Consider the following 24,906-nt stretch of genomic DNA (forward strand, 5'->3'; position numbering starts at 1 on the left):
TGGGTCATGGCCGAGCACAGTTCGGCCCGTTTTTCCCGTGCCCTTGCTGTTGCTCTGGTGGTTCATGCACTGGTGTTGCTGGGCATTGGCTTCGAGTGGCAGATGCCCACCAAGCGGGTGCAGAACAGCCTGGAAGTCACGCTGGCTACCCGCAGCGAGCCGGAAAAGCCTGAACAGGCCGACTTTGTTGCCCAGCATAATCAGCAAGGCAGTGGTGAGCAGGAGGAAAAAACACGCCTGAGCACCACCGAACGCGCCGACTTCAGTGACAGCAAGATCAATGAACTGGCCGCTCATCAGCCGATGCCACAACCGGTGCCGGAAGAGCCTGTCAGCCAGCCGACACCCGTGCCTGAACCCGAGCCGCAACCGGTCCCGGTGGTCGCCAAACCGGAACCCAAGCCGGTGCCACACGACAAGCAGAAAACAGTCGCCACCACGAAAAAGACCGACGCCAGCAGCGGCACCCACAACGAAACCAAAAAGCAGAAACCCAAACCGGCCAGCACGCCGAGCAACAGCACTGACGGCCCGTCACTGACGGCCCGTAGTCTGGAGATTGCCAGCCTCGAAGCGTCCCTCGACATGATGCGGCAGGAATATGCCAAGCGTCCGCGCAAACGCACCCTGGACTCCAACTCCACCCAGCGCAGTGAAGACGCCTTCTATCTCAATGCCTGGAAAGACAAGATTCAGCAGGTAGGCAACATGCACTACCCGGCGGCCTCGCGCCAGCAGGGGATCTACGGCAAGTTGCGGTTACTGGTGGTGCTGCGCCCGGATGGCAGCGTCAAGGAGATGCAGATTCTGCAATCCTCAGGACAGAAGATGCTGGATGATGCCGCCAAACAGATCGTCAAGCTGGCCTCGCCGTTTGCCCCCTTTCCACCGCAGATGCGCGCTGATGTGGATGAGCTGGAAATTATTCGTACCTGGGTATTTGAGCGCAGCCGCACGCTCTACTGAGCACATCGTCAGGGCCTGCATCCGATCGCCGGGGCGGCGGGCATCACCGTCCCGGAATCGGGTTATACCACCGGTGAATAACCGGTGGCTGGCAATAACGGGTATCAGTTCATGCGAATGATTTCCAGCCCGATCAGATATTCCTGCGGCCCTTTACTGTCACAACGAACTACCCGGGCTTCGGCTTCCAGACTATTGCTCTGGGAGGCCAGCTTGACCATGATCTCCTCACCCGTCTGCAGCGGCGCACTGACGATCACCCCCATCCCCGTGGCACTCAGATCCTGACAGACCCCTCTCAGGGGCGCCGCCTTGCTGGCCGTCCACAACACCACTTCCGCATTGATCATCATGCGATAGAAATTTCGCCGGTCGTCGTGTCCTATCACTGTCTCTGTCCTCCATATTGATTGGGAGCCACCTGCAGGCAACAGCGCCAGCATGGCAGCAGCTATTCCGTTATTACCCGGACATCCAGACATCACGTCCGAGCCTGCTCAGTATATAGCCAGCTTCTTTCGCTGCTCCAGCCATGGAAACACTTCAAGCCGACAACCACCGCACGCATGTTGCCGTTGCCCGCCCCGCTGGCGGAAATAAAAACGCCCCGCAGGCAGGCCGGCGGGGCGTGGTTCACGGGTTACTTGCCGGTCAGTGCGGGCGCAGATCCAGACGATAGAGGGCGAAGCCGACGTCATCCTGCCCGACGCGGGTCATCGGATAAGCCTGATGGCTGTTGATGAAGGCGGCAGCCTTGTCACTGGGGGCCGTCTCAAACTCCACATCCAGCGGCTCGGCACTGGCAATGGGAGCAAGACGCCAGTTGTTGTCAGCACTCGGCACCACCTGACCCTGCGCTTTGGTCTGCGCCGAGATATAGGCCGCCACCACGCTGCGGTTCTCATCCGGGGCGGCAAAGGCGATATGGTCACTGCCAGTACCAGCAAACTTACCACCGTAGGCACGGTAGTTATTGGAGGCCACCAGGAAGACCTGAGCCGGATCAACCGCCTTGCCCTGCCAGGTCAGATGGGTGATGCGTTCTGCCTGGTCATTGAGCAGCTGGCACTCACCGTCATAACGGGCAGGCTGGGTGACATCAATCTGATAGTCGACGCCGTCAATCACGTCGAAGTTGTAGGTGCGGAAGCCATCCCAGTTGATCAGGCTCTGCTTCGCCGCGGACTGGGGATCAATCTGATTGAACTGCGCCGCCGAGCACTCCAGCCACTCTTTCAGCTCCTTGCCGGTGACCTTCAGCGCCACCAGGGTATTGGGATAGAGATAGAGGTCTGCCGCGTTACGGAACGACAGCTGGCCCTTCTCCACCTCGGTAAAGCCGGTGGGGTCATTCTTGCGGCCACCCACCTTGAACGGTGCTGCCGCGGCCAGCACCGGCAGGCTGGCCAGATCAGGATCCCCCTGAATGAAACGCTCGACGTAATCCTTCTGCGCGTTATTGACGATCTGGATGGTCGGATCATCCTGCACCAGCGCCAGATAGCTGTACATCACATCGGAGGCCTGGCCGATGGGCTTGCCGACAAAGGCACGGGTGGCTTCATGATCCTGCTCCAGCAGCGCACGCAGGCGCTCATCCGGTGTGGTCAGGGCCTTTTTCGCTGTCTTGTCATAGATCGCCCGCGCCTCGGTACGGGCCGTTGTCACCTTCCAGCTGCCACCTTCGTTGCTGAGAGTCATGTCGACCACCCCGAGGTGATCCCCCCACTGTCCCGGCATCACTGCCGGAATGCCATTGATGGTGCCCTTGTCGATATCGATACCGGGAATGGAGGCAAAATCCTTGCTGGGGAAGACCGCATGGGCATGACCAAACAGAATGGCATCCACGCCTTTGACATCGGCAAGGTAATACACCGAGTTTTCCGCCATCAGCTTATAGGGGTCTGACGACAAACCTGAGTGAGGAATGGCCACCACCAGATCAGCCCCTTCCGCACGCATCTTCGGCACCCACGCCTCAGCGGTCTGTTTGATATCCCGCACGGTGACCTTGCCATCGAGATTGGCTTTGTCCCACTGCATGATCTGCGGCGGTACAAAACCGATATAGCCGATCTTCAGTACCTGCTCCTTGCCATCGCTGTCACGAACCCTGGTCTCCTTGATCAGATAGGGTGTGAACATCGGCTTACCGGTCTGGCTGTCGATGACGTTGGCATTGACGTAGGGGAAGTTCGCGTCGTTGATGGCTTCGCGCAGGAAGCCCAGACCGTAGTTGAACTCATGATTACCGATATTGCCCACCTCGTAGTCGAGGGTATTCATGGCCTTGTACACCGGATGCACTTCGCCCGGTTTGAGCCCCTTGGCGGCCTCGTAATCCCCCAGCGGGCTGCCTTGAATCAGATCGCCGTTATCCACCAGCACGCTGTTGGTGACTTCCTTGCGGGCCTGTTCGATCAGGGTGGCGGTGCGTACCAGACCATAACGCTCGGTCGGCTGGTCCTTGTAGTAGTCGAAGTCCATCATGTTGGCATGCAGGTCGGAGGTTTCCAGCAGGCGCAGCTGCACGGTGGCCGCTCCAGCACTGCTTGCCGCAGTAGCCACTGACAGCATTACAGCGATCGACAGAGGACGAAGAGAGGGGATAACGCGGTGCTTCATCGACAACTCCTTGTACTTGGCAGAATGAGGACACGCCGCACCGCTCGGGTCGGAACAGCGTTCAGTAACGGAAAAACCAGACTACCCCGCCCCTGTGACAAATCAATTATTTTCTGACCATAAGGTCAAAATGTATCCACCCACCTGCTGACGGGTTTTAAGCGGCAGTCTGAGAGCGTCAACAGACTCCGGGGCGTGATACAGACTGAAATCCAATACCCTGCCGGTGCCGTCCTAAAACAGCGCCAGCCCGCGCCGTTCCTGACCACAGACAAGGTCATCCTGTGCAACACTTTGATGGCTTGGCATCCACGGCGGATGGGCGCACAATTTCGCACCATTGATAACGATTCTTCTTTAGATTCAATTTATTCTTTGCTACCGAGAGTGTTGCCATGCTGACCCGCTTCCCTGCTTCACGCCGCGCCCTGCGCCACTGCTCACTCACCCTGTCGCTGCTGGCAGGAGTGTCTCTTGCCGCCCACGCGGATGATCGCGTTATCGACACGGCCTATGGCAAGGTAACGGTCAGCGGTACGCCCGGGCATGTCGTTGCGCTGGATGAACAGGCGGTGGACACCGTCCTGGCGGTTGGCGCGAAGCCTGCCGGTGCGCTGGCGACCCGCGGTGCAGAAGGCGTATCGAACTACCTGAAAGACCGTGCAGAGGGCGTTCCCATCGTTGGCACCAGCCGCGAGATCAATCTCGAAGCGGTGCTGGCCGCCCAGCCTGATCTGATTCTGGCCGGTGCCCGTCTGGACAAGACCATGTACGACAAGCTTAGTCAGATTGCGCCGACCATCGTGCCCACTTCCTCACTGGCACAGTGGAAAGACTCGGTGATGACCTACGCCACCGCCATGAACAAGGCCGACGAGGCCCAGCAGGCACTGCAGCAGATCGACACCCGCATCGCTGCCCTCAAACCGAAGATGCCCGCCGGTGCGACCGTCTCTGTCGTACGCTGGATGCCGCAGGGGGCGCTGGTAATGTCCAGCCACCTGATCGTGGGTGAAACCCTGCAGGCGCTGGGTCTGAAAACCACCGCGCTGTCTGACTCGCTGGTCAAGAAACCCCACTCCGACATCCTCAGTCTGGAAAACCTGTCGCAGGTTGATGGTGACTGGATGTTCCTTGCCACCCTCAATGAAAAAGGCAAGGAAGCCCTCGACAATGCCCGCCAGCAACCGGCGTTCCAGCGCCTGAAGGCCGCGCAGAGCAATCATGTGGTAGCGGTCGATGGCCAGGTCTGGTCCAGCGGCTCCGGTATTCTGGCGGCCAACCGCCTGCTGGATGATCTGGAACAGAATCTGGCGAACTGACCTTCATGCCAGTGACCTCAATTGTCAGCGCGCGCCGACAGCGCTCGCTGCTCACCTTCTGCAGCGCCTGGCTGGCGCTACTGGCCGTGACAGTCGTTGCCAGCCTGCTGATGGGTGCCGGGCAGGTTTCACCGGCCCGGGCACTGGCGGTGCTGACCGGCAACCAGGACCACGACGCCCGTTTTGTGGTGTATGAGTTGCGCGGCCAGCGCACGCTGCTGGCCATCATCGTCGGAATGGCACTGGGTGCCGCCGGAACCCTGCTGCAGTCCGCCACGCGCAACCCGCTGGCCGAACCCGGTTTGCTCGGCGTCAGTGCCGGAGCCTCCTTTGCCGTGGTGCTGGCGATCAGCCTCGGCGCCAGTGCAGCCACGGTGCATTTCTCGGTTGCCATCATCGGTGCCATGGTGGGCTGTCTATTGGTGCTGCTGGTGACCCAGGTGCGCTATGTCGGCGATGACCCGGTGCGTCTGGTGCTCGCCGGTGCCGCCTTCAGTGCCATGCTCGGTGCCATCACCACCCTGATGCTGCTGTTCGACCAGCGCAGCGCCGACGAGATCCGCTTCTGGGTGATCGGCACCCTGGCCGGACGCTCGTCTGTCGCCCTGTGGTGGAGTCCCCCCGGCATCCTGCTGGCACTGGCACTGATGACCCTGCTGGTGCGCCCACTGGCTGCACTGGCACTGGGTGAACACATCGCTACCGGCCTTGGCCACCATCCGCGCCTGATCCGACTGCTGACCCTGCTGATTGTTGCCGTGCTGGTCGGTATCGCCACCGCCGTCGCTGGCCCCATCGCCTTTATCGGTCTGATCGTGCCCTTTGTCGCCCGCGCTCAGACAGGCAGCGATATTCGCCGCACCCTCTGGCTGTCACTGCTGATTGGCCCGACCTTGCTGCTGCTAGCCGATGTGCTGTCACGGCTGGCGGTCAAACCCTATGAACTGCCGATCGGGGTGATCACCGCCATGATCGGTGCACCGGTGCTGGTTGCCGTCGTGCGCAGCCGCCGCTTGCCGACGCTGTAGCACTCTATGTCTGCTGGAAACCGCATGGATATTTCTGCCGCCCTCTCCCCCCCGCTCCGCCGTCCGCCGCTGCCCGCACCGCCGGGTTACTGGCGGCTGGCAGCGGGCCATTATTCCGTGCTGCTGCACCGGCGCGGGCTGTTCAGTGCGCTGTTGCTCAGTGTGCTGTTGTTGCTCTGCAGCGGCATCAGCCTGTCGGCGGGCAGTACCAGTCTGTCGGTACAGCAGGCGCTGCTGGCAGCCGTCGGTATCGGCAGCAAGATGCATCTATTCCTGATTCAGGAGCTGCGGCTGCCACGGCTGCTGGCCGCGGCCCTGACCGGTATCGCCTTTGGTGTCGGCGGCTGCCTGCTGCAGACGCTGGCCCGCAACCGGCTGGCCACGCCGGGGGTGATTGGCATTGATGACGGCGCCACTGCCTTTGCGGTGGCCTCCATCGTTGCCGTACCTACCTCTCTGGCGCCTTCCTATCTCGCCCTGACCGGCGCAGCGACTGCTACGGCCCTGGCCTTTGGCCTCGGTGGTGGCGCGGGTGCGCGGGGTTATCGGTTTATTGTGGTGGGTCTGGGGATCGGCGCCCTGTTCGGTGCGGTCACTAACCTGATGCTGGCCCGCACTGACATCGACAGCGCCAATCAGGCCTACCCCTGGACCGTGGGCAGCCTCAATGCCCGCCCCGAGGAAGCGGTCCTGATGCTGGCCGTAGGCCTGCTGCTGTGCCTGCCCGTGGCCAAGTATCTGGCTGGCCGGCTGGCACTGATGCGCTTCAGTGATGCCGTGGCCTGTGGTCTGGGTGTCCGTCTGGCAATGACCCGAATACTGGTGCTGACTGTAACCGTCGTGATCACCGCACTGGCCGTAGCCGTGGCCGGGCCGGTGGGGCTGGTCGCCCTGATGGCGCCGGAATTAGCACGTTATCTGTGCGGTCAGCAGGGTGTGCCGGTACTGAATGCCGGGCTGGCCGGAGCGCTGATCATGATCCTTGCCGATCTGGTCGGGCGTACCGTACTGGCCCCCATTGAAATCCCTGTCGGAGTGATTACCGCCGTGGTCGGTGGCCCCTATCTGCTCTGGATTCTGTTACGTCGTCCCCATCGGAGTGGCCAATGACTACTGCTGCCCTGTCTTCTGCCATCGCCAGCCCGCTGGCCACCGAGCGCCTGCATCTGCACTACGGCAAAAGCGCCATTATTGCGGGGCTGGATCTGCAGCTGCCGGCAGGCAAGGTGATCGCCATCGTCGGCCCCAATGGCTGTGGTAAGTCCACCCTGCTGGCTGGACTGGCACGGCTGCATCAACCCGCCGCCGGTCAGGTGCTGCTCAATGGTCGCGATATCAATCGCCTGCCCTCACGGGATGTCGCCCGCCAGCTGGCGCTGCTGCCACAGAATACTCAGGCCCCGGACGGCATGACAGCCTATGAGCTGATCCAGTTTGGCCGCCAGCCTCATCAGGGGCTGCTGCGGCAGTGGTCAGCCGAAGACCATCAGCTGGTGGAACGTGCACTGGCCGCCGCCGACATTACTGAACTGGCCCACCGGCCGCTGGATGAAATGTCCGGCGGCCAGCGTCAGCGTGCCTGGATCGCCATGGCCATCGCCCAGTCCACGCCACTGCTGTTGCTGGATGAACCGACCTCGGCACTGGATCTGGGCCATCAGATTGAAGTGTTTGAACTGATCCGCCAGCTGTCGGCACAGGAAGGCAAAACCGTGGTGATGGTGGTGCATGATCTGTCCTGCGCCTGCCGCTACGCCGATCATCTGATCGCCATGCATCAGGGCCGCGTGGTGGCTCAGGGCCAGCCCGCACAGATTGTCACGGAGGAGTTAGTGGAGCAGCTCTACGGCGTACGCTGCACCCTGCTGCCCGATCCGCTGAGTGGTACGCCGGTGATAGTCGGCCTCAGCCGGGTGTGATCGGACCTCCCCCTCCGTGCTTTACACAGGCAGCGCCGGGTCAGGAGAAGTCAGCGCCACCGGTGACGACAGGACCGTCACCGGTGGCATAAGGGAAGGCGTTAGCCCAGCGCCTGATTGGCCAGAGCAAACTGGATAAAGCCATCCCGGCTACGGGGTGCATCACCCTTGACCATCTGCGCTACCCGATCCACTTCCAGCAGCCCCCAGTCCACCAGTGTCTCACACAGGCCCAGCTGTTCCGGGGTATCCATGCGCACAAAGCTGCCGTCTTCCCCCTGCAGCAGGGCATGAATCATGGTGCGCGCCTGCGCCGCATTTTCTGCTACGACCGGGCCGATGGCCTTGCCGCGACCGAACGGACGCAGCAGGGCAAATCCCACCAGCTGACCATCGCGCTCAATACCGATGCCACGTTCGGTGATCGCCAGAAAGGCCTGCAACACTCCGCTGCGCTCCATGCCGCTGCCGTGATTGAGCAGCGTCTGTAATGCCGGGGCGTCTGCGTCATCAAGCACACGCAATGACTCAGCCACCGGCAATGCCGCAGGTGCAGACAGCGTCGCACTGCTGACCACCCCCTGATGCTGGCGGATATAACCGTAATTAACGAACCCCAGCCTGGCATACAGCGGCGCACCGGCAATGGTCGCCACCAGACACAGCGCACGGTCGCCTGCTTCCGCCATGGCCAGCCCCATCAGCTGCCGGCCCAGCCCCTTACCCTGATAGTCATCACTGACAATCACCAGACCGATCGCGGCATAGTCTCCCTGCGGGCAGGCCAGCGCGGTGCCGATCACCTGACCGCCTGCCTCCACCACGACGCCCTTGCTCAACGCAAAATTAGTCGCCCAGTCCTGCAGACGATGAGGCCACTTCAGCTTCTGCGACAGGCCATGAGCCGCGGGCAGATCCTCCGGAGTCATGGCCCGGAAGTGATAGATGGCTTGATCCATAACGCACTCCAACATTGGCGCCAGCGCAATCTGGCGAACAGAAAGTAAACCTGCAAGGGCTCAGCCCTTTGCACCTGAAAGCCATAGCAGGCTGTTGAAAAACGTTATCGAGGCCGCCGAGACAAGGAAGTACCCCGGAGGGCACAAGAAACAGGCGAAAAAGCGGAGTTTAGTGAACTCAATGAGCATTTGACTCGCTCCGCTCGCCCCTTCGGGGCCGTGCTAAAGCACGTTCAGCCTTTGGCTGTGAGCCTGTTTTTGACGCGGTATTCGACAACTCAGATAGATTTTCAACGACCTGCTAAACGGCTGAGTGAATGCAGCCTTTATTCCACTGCCACACCGCGCCTGCAAGAGCCCGACTGTAATTCGGCAGATTCCACTGCAGAATCCACTGCCAGTCAGCAGACTGACTAAATCGCCCCCATAGCTCGGCAGCACATGCTGCGGTGATTTCTTTAGCATGAAAGGCATTCTGATTTGCGATGAGACTCCCTGCATGGACCGTTTTGATCCCCACAGCGTGATGGTGCGCAGCAGCCATTTTATCGGCGGCCAGTATGTGACAGACAGCCACGCCGAGGTACTGGGCGTATATCGCCCGTCTGACCACCAGCTCTATGCCGAGCTGCCGGTGGCCACCGCTGACCGGGTCGATCAGGCCGTCGACAATGCCTGGCAGGCGTTTCGTCACACGGACTGGGCCAAGCGCCCACCCCGTGACCGCGCCAGAGTGCTATTCCGCTGGGCCGATCTGATCGAAGCCGACAGCGCTTATCTGGCACCACTGGAAGCCGTCGGCTCCAGTCGTCCGGTGCGTGATGTGATGGCCTGGGATATTCCCTATGTGGCGGATTGCATCCGCTTCTTTGCCGAACTGGCCGACAAACATGGCGGTCAGGTGGCGGCAACACAGCAGGATCGGCTGGGCATGATGATCAGCGAACCTTATGGCGTCATCGGCGCGATTGCCCCTTGGAACTTCCCGCTCAGCATGGGGGCCTGGAAAGTCGGCCCGGCACTGGCGGCGGGCAATGCGGTGGTGCTCAAACCCTCTGAACTGACCCCGTTCTCCAGCCTGCGGCTGGCTGAACTGGCGGTGCAGGCCGGGCTGCCAGCGGGGATGTTCAACGTGATTCAGGGTGATGGCCGTACCACCGGTGACGCCCTCTGCCGTCACCCGCGTATCGGCAAGGTGACCTTCACCGGCTCCACCGCCACCGGCGCCAGCATCATGTCGGCCTGTGCACTGTCGGGGCCTAAACCGGCCACGCTGGAGCTGGGCGGCAAGAGCCCGCAGATCGTCTTCGCTGACGCGCCGGACCTGAAGAAAACTGCTCAGCAGGTGGCCGCGGCCATCACCGGCAATGCCGGACAGGTCTGTGTTTCCGGTTCGCGGCTGCTGATCGAGCGCCGGGCGATGGAGTCGTTCGTCAGTCAGGTGCAGCAGCATTTTCAGGCGCTGCGCCCCGGCCCCACCTGGGAGGCCAGTACCACCCTGCCACCGATTATCTCTGCCCTGCAGGCCCAGCGTATCGACGCGATCGTCCGCCGCAGTATTGATCAGGGCGCAGAATGCCTGACGGGAGGCGCCCTGTTTGAAGGGATGTCCGGCGCCTACTATCAACCCACCCTGCTGACCTCAGTGGACAGCAGTAATCCGGCGGTACAGGAAGAGGTTTTCGGCCCGGTACTGACGGTGCAGACCTTTGATGATGAAGAACAGGCGTGGCAGCTGGCCAGCCACGATACCTACGGGCTGGCCGCTGGCATCCACACCGCCGACATTAACCGGGCCCTGCGTGGCATGCGCCGGGTGGAAGCCGGGACGGTGTGGATCAACCGCTATGGCCGCAGCTTCGACCATATCGTGCCGACAGGGGGCTACAAGCGCTCCGGTATCGGCAAGGACGTCGGCAAGGAAGCCTTTGAGGCCAACCTGCGGGTGAAGAGTGTGCTGATTGATATTGCCGGCACCTGACCCGCGGCCCCGTCACAGCTGGTGCTGCAATACCATGCTCTGCGCGGTGGCCTGTGGCAGCCACAGACTGAGGCGGGTCAGCAGCTCGCTCTCCGGCAGCGCCAGAACAGCGGCCAGCTGTGCCCAGTCACACCCCGTGCCCTGCTGCAGCTGACGGATAAGTGCCGCCTGCCAGGGTTCCAGCCGCACCACGTTAATCCGGTACTGATGCCGGTAAACCAGTAGCGACTGCGGCTCGGCGGACGGCGGCAACGGCAAGATGGCCTCTTCGCCACGCTGCCGGGCCAGCATGTAATGATCGGCCTGCTGTAAATACGCCAGCAAGCCGAACTCAGTCTGCACCAGCTGACTGGTGGCAGGCAGGGCCAGCGCCGGCCAGCTCAGCCACCCTCTCTCCGACAGGCTCGCCGCAGGCAGATGTTCACAGCCCGGCGCCCGCAGAGCCTCGGCCTGTGCCCGCTCCAGTCTTGCCAGCTGCTCCGGCAACCGCAGCAAAGCCGCAGTATCCGCCGGCAGTGCCGCTCCGGCCGGACGGGTAGCAGCGAGGAAGTCAGCCAGCCCCGCCCCCAGCTGATAGAGGCTATAGTGGCGGGATGGCTGCCGTTCGAGATAGCCGATAACAAACAGACGAAACAACGCCTCCCCCAGATAGAGCTGCAGCGCCGGAAACTCCGCCTGCATACACTCCAGCAGACGCAGGCGATAGCCGTCCTGATAAATTGCCAGCCGCTGCTCAGCAGACAGCTGCGCTGAGCCTCTGAGCCGCTCCGCCACCCCGATATTGGCGGCCGGCCCCAGCAGCACCCGCTGTAACAGCCACTGCTGCTGCGCCTGCAGTGAATAAAGGGCACTGACAGCAGGGCGCGGGGCCGTGTTACTGCTGCAGGTCATAACACCTCCTCCCTTTGCAGTGACCGCCCGAGCCCTGCGGCCACGGGCGTTGACAACGAGACACTGGCGCTGGTCAGCCCACGCTGCGGCACCGTGCCCTGCAGCACCTCACGAGCCAGATTCAGCTCTGCCACCAGATCAGGGAAGTCCGGAATCTGGGCATCCCATTCCAGCAGGGTCGACAGGGGCCGTCCGCAGGCCTGCACCAGCTGCTGATAGAGCTGCCAGACGGCCGTCGGTACCGGCTGATCGTGGGTATCTATCAGATGGGTACCCATATCCGTCGGCCCGGCCAGATGACACTGCACCACTGCCTGCAGCGGTAGCGCGGCCAGATAGGTGTGCGGATCAAAGCCCAGATTGACGCTGCTGACGTAGATATTGTTGACGTCCACCAGCAGCTGACAGCCGGTGCGCTGCACCAGCTCGGCCAGAAACGCCCACTCCGTGTAGTCATTGTGCCGGAAGCTGACGTAAGTACTGGGGTTCTCCAGCACCAGAGGCCGTGCCAGCCAGTCCTGCACCTGTTCTACCCGGGCACAGACGTGATCGAGACTTTCACGGGTCAGGGGCAGCGGCAGCAGATCGTGACTGTTGAGCCCGAGCATGCCGGTCCAGCACAGGTGATCAGAGATCCACGCCGGCTGCAGCTCACCCGCCAGCTGCCGGAGTTTGTGCAGATAGCTGAGATCCAGCGGATCGCTGGCGCCGATCGACAGTGACACGCCATGCAGCACGATGGGGTAATGCTCGCGCAGGTGAAACAGCATATGCCGGGCATAGCCGTGGTGATCAAGATAGTTTTCGGTGATGGCTTCAAACCAGTCGACACCGCTCTGCTGCGGTAACAGATGGCGTTCCAGCCAGGGAAAGTGACAGGACCGCAGCCCCACCCCAAAACCCAGTGATGACGGGGGAGCGTGGTGCGCCGCCGTGGCAGATATATCCGACATAGTGATGCTCTGCTGATGGCCCGGCGCGGCCATCACTGCGTGATACGCCGCCCGGAGCCTGATATTCAGCGTGGCGTGCAGCACCCTGCCACACACCACGACCGCTCAGGTACGGATCAGGTCGACGGCGGGAACGCCAGACGCAGATCCGATGGCTGAGGCTTGTCACCGGGCTGCTTGCCCTGACTTTGCAGCACTTTGGAGTAAGCCTCCCAGGCCACATCGTGCACCAGCTGACCGCGGCTGAAGGTTACCCCCTCATTGGCGACCCGTTCCGGCGACTGATTGGGCTGCAGGTCATAAAGCGCCATCAGGCCACTGTCCGGGTACAGCTGCGAGGCAGAGATGGGCACAGCACAGCCCCCCAGTGCACCGCAGGCATTATCTGCCGGGGGTGAATACAGCGTGGGTGCGCCACAGCCCGCCTGCGTGCTGCCGGGTGTGGCAGCAAGTGCGCGGCAACCTGCGCCTCCTCCGCCGGTCTTCTGCACAAAGCCACAGCCACCTTCACCTTTACAGGCATTGGAGCCGCGGCAGGTGTGGAACACTTCTTTGGAGGCACAGGCATTGGCCACCTCACCGGGGACCGGCTGAAATGCCATACCCTGACAGGCGTGGTAGAGATAATCACGCTGCGAGCCCGGCAGGCGTGCGTATTCGCCCAGACTCAGATCAGGCGCCTGCCCGAATACCGCCCAGCAGATGGACACACGGTCACCGGAGCCCGACATCGAAGGGAAGGGAAAGTCGACATTGTCCAACGTCCAGTACTGATTCAGCACCGTGGTAATACCGGCAATGGCACCGGCAGCAACCCGGCTCATCTCGGTAAAGTTGGGCTCGCCACCGGCCTTGAGGTTATTCAGTGCCTGGGCGACGGCGTCCGCGCTGGGCAGCGTGGCTTTATTGGGGTTACTGGCATAGTCGGCGGTCTGCAGCAGATCGGCCTGCCAGAGGTTGCCGGCATTATGCCAGTCCACCCAGGTGGTGATTTCACCTGAGCCCAGCAGGCCTTTCACCTGCTGGAAACGGTCATAGTGATCCACCACACCGCCAAAGAAGCGGGCATGAGCGCTGGCCGACACCGGCAGCGGCTGACCTGCTTCGTCGTACTGCACATAGTCTTCCTTCAGCGCCTGATAGTTGGGCTGATAGTTCTGCTGTACCGGCGCGCCGAGCAGCCCCTTGGGCATAATCGGCGTGGGGTCGACCTTCATGGTGGCCCCTTCGCCCTGATCGGTAATGGCGTTCATCAGCTGGAAGATCTGCTGTTTGGCCTGATCCGCGGTTTTGGCATCCACCACCGTCTTCATGCGTGGGAACTCCGCCAGAGGATGGCCCTGCCCTTCGGTATTGAACAGATCGCGCTGCTGTGACGAGGCATTAAACAACACCTCAAACAGGCTGACGGTCGACCCCTTGACCAGATTCTGCTGGCCCAGCGCCGTCAGCAGCGCCTGATCCGCCCCGCTGACGTCGTAGGTGATATTGAGGTAGGCCGCCAGACACTCATACATGGTGGCGATGGTGCCGAACAGCGGCAGCTCGGCTTCCGTCGAGGTAGCGGTCCAGCTGGCAAAGGGCACGCCGCCCAGCACGCCACCGGGTTTGGTCGCGATATATTTACCGCGCGCAGTGACCTTGATGCGGCTGGACAATACATCGGACGGCTCTTCGATCAGCAGCGCCAGATTGATGGCGTTGTCGTTCAGCTCATTCAGCGCCACCTTGACGTTGCTGTACACCGGATCGTCCAGATCGGTCACATCGAGAATATGGGGGATGGCGGTATTGGTCGGGCCATAGCAGGTCCAGCCATTGTTCTTATCCATCAGCAGGGGTGAGTTGAAGTTGGGGTGCCGCGCCATCAGCACCGGGCCACTGGCCGATGACTGATAGCTGTTGCCGAGGGCACTGCAGATATTGGCCGCCATCTGCAGGTGCAGCATTTCCTGAATGAATACGCTGAAGTAGAGGTTGCAGGCCTGCTGATTGGCGGTCTGCGGATTAGGGGTGGGGCTGATGCCCGGCCAGCTGCGGCCGTAGTACAAACCCGTCTGCCCCGGCTGGGCCTTTTCGGTGATGCGGTGCATCCCCTGAATGGAATACATGGTGGTCATATACAGCGGAATGGTGAACAGCTCCACATTCACTGCGGCCTGTGCCAGACAGTGGACAGCATTCATGTCTGCCGCCAGATGGGTAATGCTGCGATTGGAGATAGCCGCGTTGTGCTCTACGTGAAAAGCCGCCAGACGTCGAAAATCCATGGAATTCTCCCATTACAAGCCAGATCAGGTGTTATCGGGTTATCCGTTATTGTGTTCGTTTTGGTATTCAGTACGACGTAATGATTGCCGGTACAGGCACGACGGGAGCGGAAAGTGGTTGTTTTTATTCAGATCCGTCTTATCCAGCATGGCTGTCAGTTAACAGCCAAGTGGAACTATAGACTGTGATTATAAAAAGGAACAGGCTGAAACGATTTAGACCACGATGAGTTTTAACGCTGTAGAAAAGCAGCCCACAACACACTGATTTTAATAATACTGGTGTTCAGGTAGTGCAATTTTCGGAGCTATCCCTGAGATGATCAGGGCTATCAAAGTAATACATATAATAAATTTCAATATATTTCACAAATATTGACTTCCCAATATGCATACAAGTAAATAGTACGCCCCTCTGAAAACCAAAAGGAAATGGAATGTCATTTAGCGAAGAGGCTATAAATATAGCGACTGCATTAGGCAACGGAATATATTCAGTAGGTGAAGATATTGTTTTGGGTGCAGAGAGAACTGGCGAAGGTTGGGGACTTGGAAAGGATGGCCGCTCGGCAGAAATAGGATATGAAAATAGTGCGATGAAGAATATTCTTATCGACTTTGCTCGCACAAGCATTAGTGACGAAAGGAATCCTTTATATAAATGTATCTACAACATTCTTGAAGAGTACTACTCTAAATTTCCAGAAGAGATCCTGCAGCAACTCGCATCAAAAGCTGGCGTCGGTGCTGGGTATATGGCTGGAAGAATGCTAATAGGGCAAAAACTGGCAAAAACCATTGCGTTAAAGATATGTACGGTCATTGCGACTACAACAGCCTACAAACAGATGGCTAAAAAGCTGGGTGTATCTGCTGCGGCATCAGCAACGGGAGTAGGCATCCCAATAGGCTTGCTGATGCTGCAAGGGGTGATGCAACGTTCATCTCACGCAGCACTCCGTCTAAGGAAAAAGTGCCCTGAGCTATTCAGCAAACTGCACGTGGCCGGCAACCTGCAGCTGCTGTACTTTTTAGTTGAAAAGCCCATGCACGAATACATCAGCACGATTGAGTTCGCCAATACCAATCAGGCTCGTTTAGCCAAAATAATTTCCGACACCTATAGCAAAAAATCTAACGACAATGATAAATAAAAACATACTCAGGCTACTCACGAAGTATTTATTCATTGGTGAGCTTCTGGAGATTATTTACTGTGCAGTCCTTTTAATAGGCATCGTGGTCATATTTGACCTCACTTTACCTGCCTATGCATTAGCAACAATATCTGTACTCTATATTACGCTGGCAATAGCAGGCTATTTCTGGGGTGTAAAGAAATTAAAACACCTGCTACGCAACTCTGAAAAATAAATTCAACTTTCAACTCGCGAATTCAGAAAGCAAACGCAATTATCAACTGGTAAGTCTATTCGGGTTTATCGCTCAAGACTTGAGCTGGCGTCAGTCAGCTCAATCATTTTCTCTGCCCGCCATCACGTAGAGAGCCTGTTAAGGTGCGGTCAACCTCACCACCCCACGCAACGGCCCCTATCAGACCACAGCACTGCACCGGTGCTGCGGGCAATGCCCCAGTGATCTCCCCCTGCCCCGCCACAAGCATTTTCTGCTGCCTTAACGGCCAGATCACAGCATTCCCTGCTGCCGGGATGGCTCTGGTGGCCACCCGGCTGCGGCCCGGTTATCCAGCGAACGCTCGCATATCCACTAATCATGCGGTCTGCAGGGCAATCACGAATCAAAACAGTGCAAAAAACACCCAGATGCGCACCGCTGAAGCACGCCGCAGACTCTGCTGTGAACCCTGCTAAAAAAGTGCTTTTGTGTTTTCACACCCCTTGTTTAAACGTCTTATGCTGATTTCCCTGTGCTGTAATGACTTCATCAAGCCAGCACGGTATCTGCCCTGCAGCGCCGCTACTGCATTTTGTGCCCGGCTTTCACGGGCCGGAAGGCAGGCACTCAGACCACGGCAGGGTGTGCTGGACTCAGATCCATCGCCCGACGACCAACAGGATTGGATTGCACCATGAGTATCATTCGTCCCAAATACATCACCTTCGACTGCTACGGCACCCTGACCAACTTTCAGATGGCCGCCATGACCCGTGAGCTGTTTGCTGACCGCATCAGCGCCGAGCAGATGCCGCTGTTCGTCAAGGATTTCGGCAGCTACCGTCTGGACGAAGTACTGGGCGCCTGGAAGCCCTACGAAGAAGTAGTGAAAACCGCGCTGGAACGCACCTGCAAACGCTGGGGTATCGCCTACAAGGACGAAGAAGGCCAGCTGTACTACGACGCCGTGCCCACCTGGGGCCCTCATGCAGACGTGCCTGCCGGTCTGGCCAAAGTCGCCAAAGAAATCCCGCTGGTCATTTTCTCCAACGCCTGCGATGACCAGATCATGTCCAACGTCGACAAACTGGGCGCGCCTTTCTACAAGGTCTTCACTGCCCAGCAGGCACAGGCCTACAAGCCCCGTCTGGCCGCTTTCGAGTACATGCTGGATAACCTCGGCTGTGGTCCTGAAGACGTACTGCACGTCTCCTCCAGCTTCCGTTACGACCTGTTCTCCGCCCACGACATGGGCATCAAGAACAAGGCCTTCGTTGCCCGCGGCCACGAACAGCCTGCCAACAGCATCTACGAATACCACCAGATTCCCGATATCGGCGGTCTGGCAGGTCTGGTCGGTCTGGAATAACGCCGCAGCGGCAGGGAGGCAGACTCGCCTGCCTCCCTGCCCGGCACCGCGTCTCTCAGCTATTCACCTCAGGCATTGAAGGAACCCCCATGAGCAGCGAATCCTACTGGCTCGATACGGCGCCAACCTTTACCTCCGCACAGCGCGGTGCGGTCGAAGGTCAGGTGGATGTCGTGGTTGTCGGCGGCGGTCTGACCGGCCTGTCGGCGGCCCGCGCGCTGGCGATGAAGGGGGCCAGTGTGGTGGTGCTGGAAGCCGGGCAGGTGATCGGTGAGGCTTCAGGCCGCAATGGCGGTCAGTGCAACACCGGTATTGCCCAGGATTTCGGGGCCATGGCCGCCAGCCGTGGGGTGGATCAGGCGCGGGCGTTTTATCAGGCCTATGCCGATGCGGTGACGTCGGTACAGCAGATCATCGAACAGGAACAGATCGCCTGTGACTTCAGCCGTAACGGCAAGCTCAAGCTGGCCGCCAAGCCACAGCACGTGGCGGGGATGGAAAAAACCTATGAGCTGATCCGCAGGGAAGTGGATGCCGATGTGGCCATGCTGTCACAGGACGAGGTGCGCCGTGAGGTGCAGTCCGATCAGTTCTATGCCGGGCTGCTGCAACGCCACGGTATCCAGATGCACGTCGGCAAGTTTGGTGTGGGTCTGGCCGAGGCGGCCGTGCGTCACGGCGCGCTGATCTACGAAAATGCCGCCGTCACCGGCTGGCAGAAGCAGGCCGGGGGCTATCGGGTGGAAACCGCCCGTGGCCAGATTCAGGCCCGCCAGCTGCTGATGGCCACCGGCGCCAGCCAGGTCGGCCCGCTGAACTGGTACCGCCGCCGCATCGCGCCGGTCGGCAGCTTTATCATCGTCACCGAGCCGATGGCGGCGGAACGCCTGCAGTCGCTGTTGCCGATGCAACGCTCCTATGTCACCAGCCGCATCATCGGTAACTACTTCCGCCTCACCGGCGATAACCGTCTGCTGTTTGGCGGACGCGCCCGCTTTGCCATGTCCAATCCCCGTTCCGACGCCCTCAGTGGCGACGTACTGAAAAAGGCCATGACAGAGATGTTCCCGCAACTGGCAGGAGTGCGACCTGCCTATTGCTGGGGCGGGCTGGTCGACATGACCGCCGACCGCCTGCCACGCGCCGGTGAGCACGAAGGCATCTACTACTCCATGGGCTACAGCGGCCATGGGGTGCAGATGTCGACCCATATGGGTCAGGTCATGGCCGAGGTGATGGGCGGCAATGCTGCCGCCAACCCCTGGCGCGAACTGAACTGGCCGGCGATTCCCGGCCATTTCGGCAAACCCTGGTTCCTGCCGCTGGTCGGTGCCTACTACCGGCTGCAGGACCACTTGCACTGATTACAACGACTGACTGCACGGGAGCCTGACAACCTCGTAGCAAGCCACCTGCTGCATGCCCGAAACCCTAACCTGATTGCCGTGCCCGACGCATGGCCAACTAAACCCGGAATGGCGGCCTGCCGGTGCCAGTAACGCACCTCGCTAGCGCCTTTCCCAAAAACCGACAGGAAGCGCAGTAATGACAGATAAGAAGCTGATTTCCGGAGAAGAGAGTGTAAGGGTATTCGAGGCCATGCACCGTGGCGTATCACGCCGTGATGCGTTGCGCATGCTGGGTGCGGCGGGGGTGATGGCCGCCGGTGCAGGCAGTCTGTTTGGTTCTTCCAGCGTGCTGGCCGCCGGTGAAAGCACCGCGCCAGTGGGCAAACGCGGTGGCAGCATCCGTGTGGCCGGCGTTTCCAGCTCCACTGCGGATACACTGGACCCCGCCAAAGGCGCCCTGTCCACCGATTACACCCGTCATTACATGTTCTATAACGGCCTGACCCGTTTCGACAGCCAGCTGACACCTAAAATGGAACTGGCCGAAAGCATGGAATCCAAGGACGCCACCACCTGGGTGATCACCCTGCGCAGCGGTGTCACGTTCCATGATGGCAAGCCTCTGACCGCTGCCGACGTGGTGTTCTCGCTCAACCGTCACAAAGATGCGGCGGTCGGCTCCAAAGTGATGAAACTGGCCGAGCAGATGCAGGACATCAAGGCCACCGGCCCCCTCGAAGTGACCATCACCCTCAGCGGCCCCAATGCCGAACTGCCGTCGATTCTGGCGGTATCGCACATGCTGATCGTGGCCGAAGGCACTACCGACTTCAACAAGGGTAACGGTACCGGCCCGTTCAAGGTGCAGGAATTCAAGCCCGGCGTGCGTTCGGTTGCCGTGCGCAATGAAAACTACTGGAAACCCGGCCTGCCCTATCTGGATCAGATCGAATTCATCGCCATTCCTGACGAAGCGTCCCGCGTTAACGCCCTGCTGGCCGGTGAAGTCCAGCTGATCAACAACGTCGACCCGCGCTCGACCAAACGCATCGAAGCCAGTGCCGGCCACCACTTCGTCGACGCACCGTCCGGCAACTATACCGACCTGATCATCCGGCGTGACCAGATGCCCGGCCAGAGTGACGACTTCACTCAGGCGATGAAACTGCTGCTCGACCGCGAGCAGATCAAGAGCGCGGTATTCCGTGGCTTTGCCGTGGTCGGTAACGATACCCCCATCGCGCCCGGTTCACGCTTCTTCAATGCTGACCTGAAGCAGACCACTTACGATCCTGACAAGGCCAAATTCCTGCTCAATAAAGCCGGGCTGGCCGGTGCCAGGATTCCGGTGATCGCTTCGGAAGCGGCCACCAGCTCGGTGGATATGGCCGTGTTATTGCAGCAGTCCGCCAAGAAAGCCGGGCTGAACCTCGACGTCAAGCGCATGCCTTCTGACGGTTACTGGTCTAACCACTGGATGAAGCACCCGCTGAGCTTCGGCAACATCAACCCACGTCCCAACGCCGACATCATCTTCTCGCAGTTCTTCCAGTCCACCGCGCCCTGGAATGAATCGGGCTGGAAAAATGACCGTTTCGACCAGCTGCTGATTCAGGCCCGTGCCGAGACCGACGATGCCAAACGCGGCCAGATGTATGCCGAAATGCAGACGCTGGTGCATGACCACTGCGGTATCGGTATCCCGGTATTTATCAGCAACATCGACGGTGTTGATTCGCGCGTCAAAGGTTACGGCACCAACCCGCTGGGCGGCTTCATGGGCTACATGTTTGCCGAACAGGTATGGCTGGACGCCTGATCACCGGCCACTGACGGCAGGACGCCAGATCACCGGAGCGGGCAGTCAGCTGCCGCTCCGGTGAGCACGCCGCTGCAGAGCAGCGTACCGGCACCCCGGGCAGGATGCCCATCAACAGGGGGAGTACCGACAATAACAGACCAGCCTGTGACGCGGTCTGGTGTGCGGAGGCTACCGTGAGCCGCACTATCGATAACACGCTGACAATAACAAGCTGGATGGGAGAACAGATGAGCACTCATATTTTGTGGTTGATCGGCAGACGGCTGGCGGCCGCTGTCCTGACCCTGCTGATCGTCTCCATGGTGATCTTTGCCATTACCGCCATTCTGCCCGGCGACTCCGCCCAGCAGATCCTCGGCCAGTTTGCCACGCCGGAGCAGATCGAAGCCCTGCGCCAGCAACTGGGCCTCAATCAACCCGCCATCGTCCGCTATCTGGACTGGCTCGCCGGTCTGCTCAGCGGCAATCTCGGCGAATCCATGAGCAACAACATGCCCGTCACCGAACTGATGCAGGGCCGTCTGGGTAACACCCTGATGCTGGCACTGGTCACCGCGGTGGTCTCGGTACCGATTGCGCTGCTGCTGGGCATCACCGCCGCCATCTGTCGCGGTGGCCGCATGGACAAGTGCCTGAGCACCCTGACACTGGCCCTGGTGGCCGTTCCTGAGTTTCTGGTCGCCACCCTCGCGGTGCTGATTTTTGCCGTCAAACTGCGCTGGTTTTCGGCCCTGTCGTTCGCCAGCGATATCAGCTCCCCGCTGGAATTTATTCGTACCTACACCCTGCCGGTGATGACGCTGTGCTTTGTCATCATCGCCCAGATGGCGCGCATGACCCGCGCCGCGGTGGTGGATCAGCTCGACAGCAGTTACGCCGAGATGGCCCGGCTGAAAGGCCTTGGCAGCCTGCGCATCGCGCTGGTTCATGCCCTGCCTAATGCCGTCGGCCCCATCGCCAACGCCATCGCGCTGAGCCTGTCGTATCTGTTCGGCGGAGTAGTGATCGTCGAAAGCATCTTCAACTATCCCGGCATTGCCAGCCTGATGGTGGATGCGGTGACCAACCGTGATATCGCACTGGTACAGGCCTGCACCATGCTGTTCTGCAGCGGCTATCTGCTGCTGGTACTGATCGCTGATGTCAGCGCCATTCTGTCCAACCCGAGGCTGAGAAACCGATGAGCAGTACCGCATCCCGTTCTTCCCGTGCAGCGGCGCTGCCAGCGCTCAGCTCCCCCTGGCGCAGTCTCGGTGCCATTGTCTGTCTGTTCTGGCTGCTGCTGGCGGTGATCGGCCCCTGGCTCACTCCCCATGATGTCGGTCAGATCGTCTCCGATGACATCTTTGGCCCGCTGTCTGCGCAGTACCCGCTTGGCACTGACTACATGGGCCGCGACATGCTCAGCCGTATGCTGGTAGCGGCCCGCTACACGGTGGGACTGGCACTGGTGGCTGCACTGCTGTCGTCAATGGTCGGCACCTTTATCGCACTGGCCGCGGCAGTGTCACCGCGCTGGCTGGAGGACGGCATCTGCCGCCTGATGGACGCGCTGATCTCCATCCCCAGCAAGATGCTGGCGCTGGTGATCGTCGCCGGTTTCGGCAGCTCGGTACCGTTGCTGATCATCACTGCAGTCATCGGCTATGCCCCCGGCTCGTTCCGCATCGCTTACAGTCTGGCCGCCAGCCTCTACACCATGGAATACGTGCAGGTGGCACAGACCCGCGGCGAAGGCCGCCTGTATATCGCCCTGCGCGAAATACTGCCTAACATGTTCAACCCGGTGCTGGCTGATCTGGGCCTGCGTTTCGTGTTTATTGTGCTGCTGCTCAGTGGCCTGAGCTTCCTCGGGCTGGGCGTACAGCCGCCGGATGCAGACCTCGGCTCACTGGTGCGGGAAAACATCGGCGGTCTGAGCCAGGGCGCACCCGCCCTGATCGCCCCGGCACTGGCCATCGGCACCCTGACGGTCGGCGTCAACCTGCTGATTGACCGTATTTCTTCTCACCGTAACGGACGCTGACCGGAGGCCGTATGACTGAACTTCTGCACGTCAGAAACCTGCGCGTGAACGCTCGTGGCGGCGCCGGGGAAATTGAAATCGTACGTGACGTCAGCTTCTCGCTGCGCAAGGGCGAAGTGCTGGCGCTGATCGGTGAGTCGGGCTCCGGCAAGACCACCATCGCCCTGTCGCTGCTCGGTTATGCCCGCCACGGCTGCCGTATTGCCGGTGGTGAAATCTGGGTCGACGGCACCGACGTGCTCAGCCTTGATGACAAGACCCTGCAACAGTGGCGCGGCCATCGCATTGCCTATATTGCCCAGAGTGCGGCAGCGGCGTTCAACCCGTCCAAGCGTCTGCTCGATCAGGTGATCGAATCGGCGCTGCTGCACGGTGTGGGCAGCCGCGCCGAGCTGGAACGCAAAGCCATCGAGCTGTTCCGCGATCTGGCCCTGCCCGACCCCGAGCACATCGGTCAGCGCTACCCTCATCAGGTGTCCGGTGGCCAGCTGCAGCGGCTGATGGCGGCAATGGCCCTGATTGCCGACCCGCTGCTGGTGATTCTTGATGAACCCACCACCGCGCTGGACGTGACTACCCAGGTGGAAGTACTGCAAACCTTCCGCGATGCGGTCAAACGCCGCCATGCCACCGCGGTTTATGTCTCCCATGATCTGGCCGTGGTGGCGCAGATGGCCGATCACATCGTGGTACTCAACGGCGGCGAGATCCGCGAACACAACCGTACCGACCGCATCCTGCATCATGCCGAAGATGCCTATACTCGCAGCCTGCTGGGCGCTGCCCATCCGCACAGCAAACCCAAGGTAGTAGCCAGTGCTCCTGCAGCACAGGAGCCGCTGCTGAGCATCCGCGGGCTGATTGCCGGCTACGGTAAACCCGATGCACTGGGCCTGCCCGCCAGCCGTATTCTGGAAGATATCGAGCTGGACCTTCACCCCGGTCAGGCCATCGGCATCATCGGCGAGTCCGGCTCGGGCAAGTCCACCCTGGCAAGGGTGGTCGCCGGTCTGCTGCCTGCCGCCCGCGGCAAGGTCAGATTCCGCGGTGAAGAGCTGCCCGGCCAGCTGTCACAGCGCAACACCGAGCAGTTCCGCCGTATCCAGCTGGTGTTCCAGAACGCCGATACCGCTCTCAACCCCATGCACACCGTCGGCACCCTGCTTGGCCGTCCGCTCAAGGCCTACTTCGGCCTGACCGGCAAAGCCCAGCGCCAGCGGGTGCTGGAGCTGCTGGATCAGGTGCGGCTGCCGCATACCCTGATCGACCGCAAACCCGGCGCCCTGTCAGGCGGCCAGAAACAACGGGTCAATCTGGCCCGGGCGCTGGCCGCCAAACCGGATCTGATTCTCTGTGACGAGGTGACATCGGCGCTGGATACCGTGGTCGGCGCGGCCATCCTTGAGCTGCTGGCTGATCTGCGCCGGGAGCTGGGGCTGGCCTACCTGTTTATCAGTCACGATATTTCCAGCGTGCGCGCCCTGTGCGACGACGTGGTAGTGATGTACCAGGGCCATCAGGTACAGACCGGCAGCACCGCCGCCCTGCTGGAACCGCCCGCGCACCCTTACACCGACCTGCTGGTGCGCTCGGTGCCGGAACTACGTCAGGGCTGGCTGGAAGAGAACCGCGATCTGGCCCGTCTGGAACTACCTGCGCTGGATGACTATCAAGACAACGGCGAACTCTGCACCTTCCTCGACCGCTGCCCGAAACGCATCAATGGCCTGTGCAACAGCACCGCACCGGGGCGCAAGACCCTGAGTAACGGCAGCGTCACCCTCTGTCATCTGGACGAAGAGGCCATGCTGCCGTTCCTGCCGGTGCTGGCACAACCCAGCGCACAGGAACCCCGGCTGTATAAGGTGAATGGGTAGGGCGATAACGAAAAATGAACTCTTGGTAGGGCTGGTGAACAAAGTGAACCACACCGGTTGGGCTACACAAGGTGCGGTTCGCCCCTCACCAGCGCCCTACGGTGATAACGAAAAATGAACTCTCGGTAGGGTGCCGGTGAACGAAGTGAACCGCACCGGTTGAGCTACACACGTTGCAACATGCAGTAAA

The 24,906-nt window shown here is 60.5% G+C and carries 19 protein-coding genes; 13 read left to right on the forward strand and 6 right to left on the reverse strand.

Going from position 1 to position 24,906, the window contains the following annotated elements; genetic code table 11:
* The first annotated feature begins 6 nt into the window (after window positions 1-6).
* The gene (locus QCD60_RS08890; RefSeq protein WP_279784392.1) at window positions 7-966 is read left to right on the forward strand and encodes an energy transducer TonB; all 960 of its coding nucleotides are present in this window, start codon (window positions 7-9) and stop codon (window positions 964-966) included.
* A 104-nt stretch (window positions 967-1,070) separates the two neighbouring features.
* Here QCD60_RS08890 and QCD60_RS08895 read toward each other — a convergent pair whose 3' ends face one another.
* Both QCD60_RS08895 and QCD60_RS08900 read right to left on the reverse strand, forming a co-directional pair.
* The gene (locus QCD60_RS08895) at window positions 1,071-1,355 is read right to left on the reverse strand and encodes a PilZ domain-containing protein (RefSeq protein WP_279784394.1); all 285 of its coding nucleotides are present in this window, start codon (window positions 1,353-1,355) and stop codon (window positions 1,071-1,073) included.
* 262 nt (window positions 1,356-1,617) lie between these two features.
* Window positions 1,618-3,594, reverse strand: a complete 1,977-nt coding sequence (locus QCD60_RS08900; RefSeq protein WP_279784396.1) for a bifunctional 2',3'-cyclic-nucleotide 2'-phosphodiesterase/3'-nucleotidase — start codon at window positions 3,592-3,594, stop codon at window positions 1,618-1,620.
* Window positions 3,595-3,989: 395 nt separating this feature from the next.
* Here QCD60_RS08900 and QCD60_RS08905 point away from each other — a divergent pair, with 395 nt between their 5' ends.
* The 4 genes from QCD60_RS08905 to QCD60_RS08920 are packed head-to-tail and all read left to right on the forward strand — an operon-like array spanning window position 3,990 to window position 7,863.
* Window positions 3,990-4,916 (forward strand): iron-siderophore ABC transporter substrate-binding protein, encoded by a 927-nt coding sequence (locus QCD60_RS08905; protein ID WP_279784398.1) that lies wholly within the window; start codon window positions 3,990-3,992, stop codon window positions 4,914-4,916.
* A gap of 5 nt (window positions 4,917-4,921) precedes the next feature.
* Window positions 4,922-5,944: an iron ABC transporter permease gene (locus QCD60_RS08910; protein ID WP_279784400.1), complete on the forward strand. Its 1,023-nt coding sequence runs from the start codon at window positions 4,922-4,924 to the stop codon at window positions 5,942-5,944.
* 24 nt (window positions 5,945-5,968) lie between these two features.
* A complete protein-coding gene (locus QCD60_RS08915) occupies window positions 5,969-7,054 on the forward strand; it encodes an iron ABC transporter permease (RefSeq protein WP_279784402.1) in 1,086 nt (361 codons plus the stop codon).
* Entirely contained in the window at window positions 7,051-7,863 is an 813-nt protein-coding gene (locus tag QCD60_RS08920) for an ABC transporter ATP-binding protein (RefSeq protein WP_279784404.1), read from the forward strand. Before QCD60_RS08915 ends, QCD60_RS08920 begins: the two co-directional genes overlap by 4 nt.
* Before the next feature lie 101 nt (window positions 7,864-7,964).
* On the opposite strand, the gene QCD60_RS08925 is transcribed toward QCD60_RS08920, so the two are convergent.
* Complete coding sequence (locus tag QCD60_RS08925; RefSeq protein WP_279784406.1) at window positions 7,965-8,822, reverse strand: GNAT family N-acetyltransferase; 858 nt, start codon at window positions 8,820-8,822, stop codon at window positions 7,965-7,967.
* A gap of 499 nt (window positions 8,823-9,321) precedes the next feature.
* Between QCD60_RS08925 and QCD60_RS08930 the strand changes: the two genes are divergently transcribed.
* Window positions 9,322-10,803 (forward strand): aldehyde dehydrogenase family protein, encoded by a 1,482-nt coding sequence (locus QCD60_RS08930; RefSeq protein WP_279784408.1) that lies wholly within the window; start codon window positions 9,322-9,324, stop codon window positions 10,801-10,803.
* Between the two features lie 12 nt (window positions 10,804-10,815).
* Here QCD60_RS08930 and QCD60_RS08935 read toward each other — a convergent pair whose 3' ends face one another.
* From QCD60_RS08935 to QCD60_RS08945, 3 genes are all read right to left on the reverse strand, one after another.
* Window positions 10,816-11,694, reverse strand: coding sequence for a DNA-binding domain-containing protein (locus tag QCD60_RS08935; protein WP_279784410.1), 879 nt, complete (start codon window positions 11,692-11,694; stop codon window positions 10,816-10,818).
* On the reverse strand, window positions 11,691-12,647 hold the full coding sequence (locus tag QCD60_RS08940; RefSeq protein ID WP_279784413.1) for a DUF692 domain-containing protein: 957 nt from the start codon (window positions 12,645-12,647) through the stop codon (window positions 11,691-11,693). The genes QCD60_RS08935 and QCD60_RS08940 overlap by 4 nt, the downstream gene beginning before the upstream one ends.
* Before the next feature lie 116 nt (window positions 12,648-12,763).
* Window positions 12,764-14,917 carry a ferritin-like domain-containing protein gene (locus tag QCD60_RS08945; RefSeq protein WP_279784415.1) on the reverse strand — a complete coding sequence of 718 codons (2,154 nt, stop codon included), beginning with the start codon at window positions 14,915-14,917 and terminating at the stop codon, window positions 12,764-12,766.
* Between the two features lie 437 nt (window positions 14,918-15,354).
* On the opposite strand from QCD60_RS08945, the gene QCD60_RS08950 reads away from it, so the two are divergent.
* The 7 genes from QCD60_RS08950 (at window position 15,355) to QCD60_RS08980 (ending at window position 24,716) form a co-directional block, all read left to right on the forward strand.
* Complete coding sequence (locus QCD60_RS08950) at window positions 15,355-16,071, forward strand: hypothetical protein (RefSeq protein ID WP_279784417.1); 717 nt, start codon at window positions 15,355-15,357, stop codon at window positions 16,069-16,071.
* A gap of 896 nt (window positions 16,072-16,967) precedes the next feature.
* A complete protein-coding gene (locus QCD60_RS08955) occupies window positions 16,968-17,642 on the forward strand; it encodes a haloacid dehalogenase type II (RefSeq protein ID WP_279784419.1) in 675 nt (224 codons plus the stop codon).
* Between the two features lie 89 nt (window positions 17,643-17,731).
* Complete coding sequence (locus QCD60_RS08960) at window positions 17,732-19,006, forward strand: FAD-binding oxidoreductase (protein WP_279784421.1); 1,275 nt, start codon at window positions 17,732-17,734, stop codon at window positions 19,004-19,006.
* A 181-nt stretch (window positions 19,007-19,187) separates the two neighbouring features.
* Complete coding sequence (locus tag QCD60_RS08965; protein ID WP_279784423.1) at window positions 19,188-20,810, forward strand: ABC transporter substrate-binding protein; 1,623 nt, start codon at window positions 19,188-19,190, stop codon at window positions 20,808-20,810.
* 230 nt (window positions 20,811-21,040) lie between these two features.
* Complete coding sequence (locus QCD60_RS08970) at window positions 21,041-21,997, forward strand: ABC transporter permease (protein ID WP_279784425.1); 957 nt, start codon at window positions 21,041-21,043, stop codon at window positions 21,995-21,997.
* Window positions 21,994-22,839 (forward strand): ABC transporter permease, encoded by an 846-nt coding sequence (locus tag QCD60_RS08975; protein WP_279784427.1) that lies wholly within the window; start codon window positions 21,994-21,996, stop codon window positions 22,837-22,839. The genes QCD60_RS08970 and QCD60_RS08975 overlap by 4 nt, the downstream gene beginning before the upstream one ends.
* A gap of 11 nt (window positions 22,840-22,850) precedes the next feature.
* Window positions 22,851-24,716, forward strand: coding sequence for an ABC transporter ATP-binding protein (locus tag QCD60_RS08980; RefSeq protein ID WP_279784429.1), 1,866 nt, complete (start codon window positions 22,851-22,853; stop codon window positions 24,714-24,716).
* Window positions 24,717-24,906 lie beyond the last annotated feature (190 nt).

Origin of the sequence: Pokkaliibacter sp. MBI-7 (genome assembly GCF_029846635.1) — a bacterium.
Lineage (GTDB): Bacteria > Pseudomonadota > Gammaproteobacteria > Pseudomonadales > Balneatricaceae > Pokkaliibacter.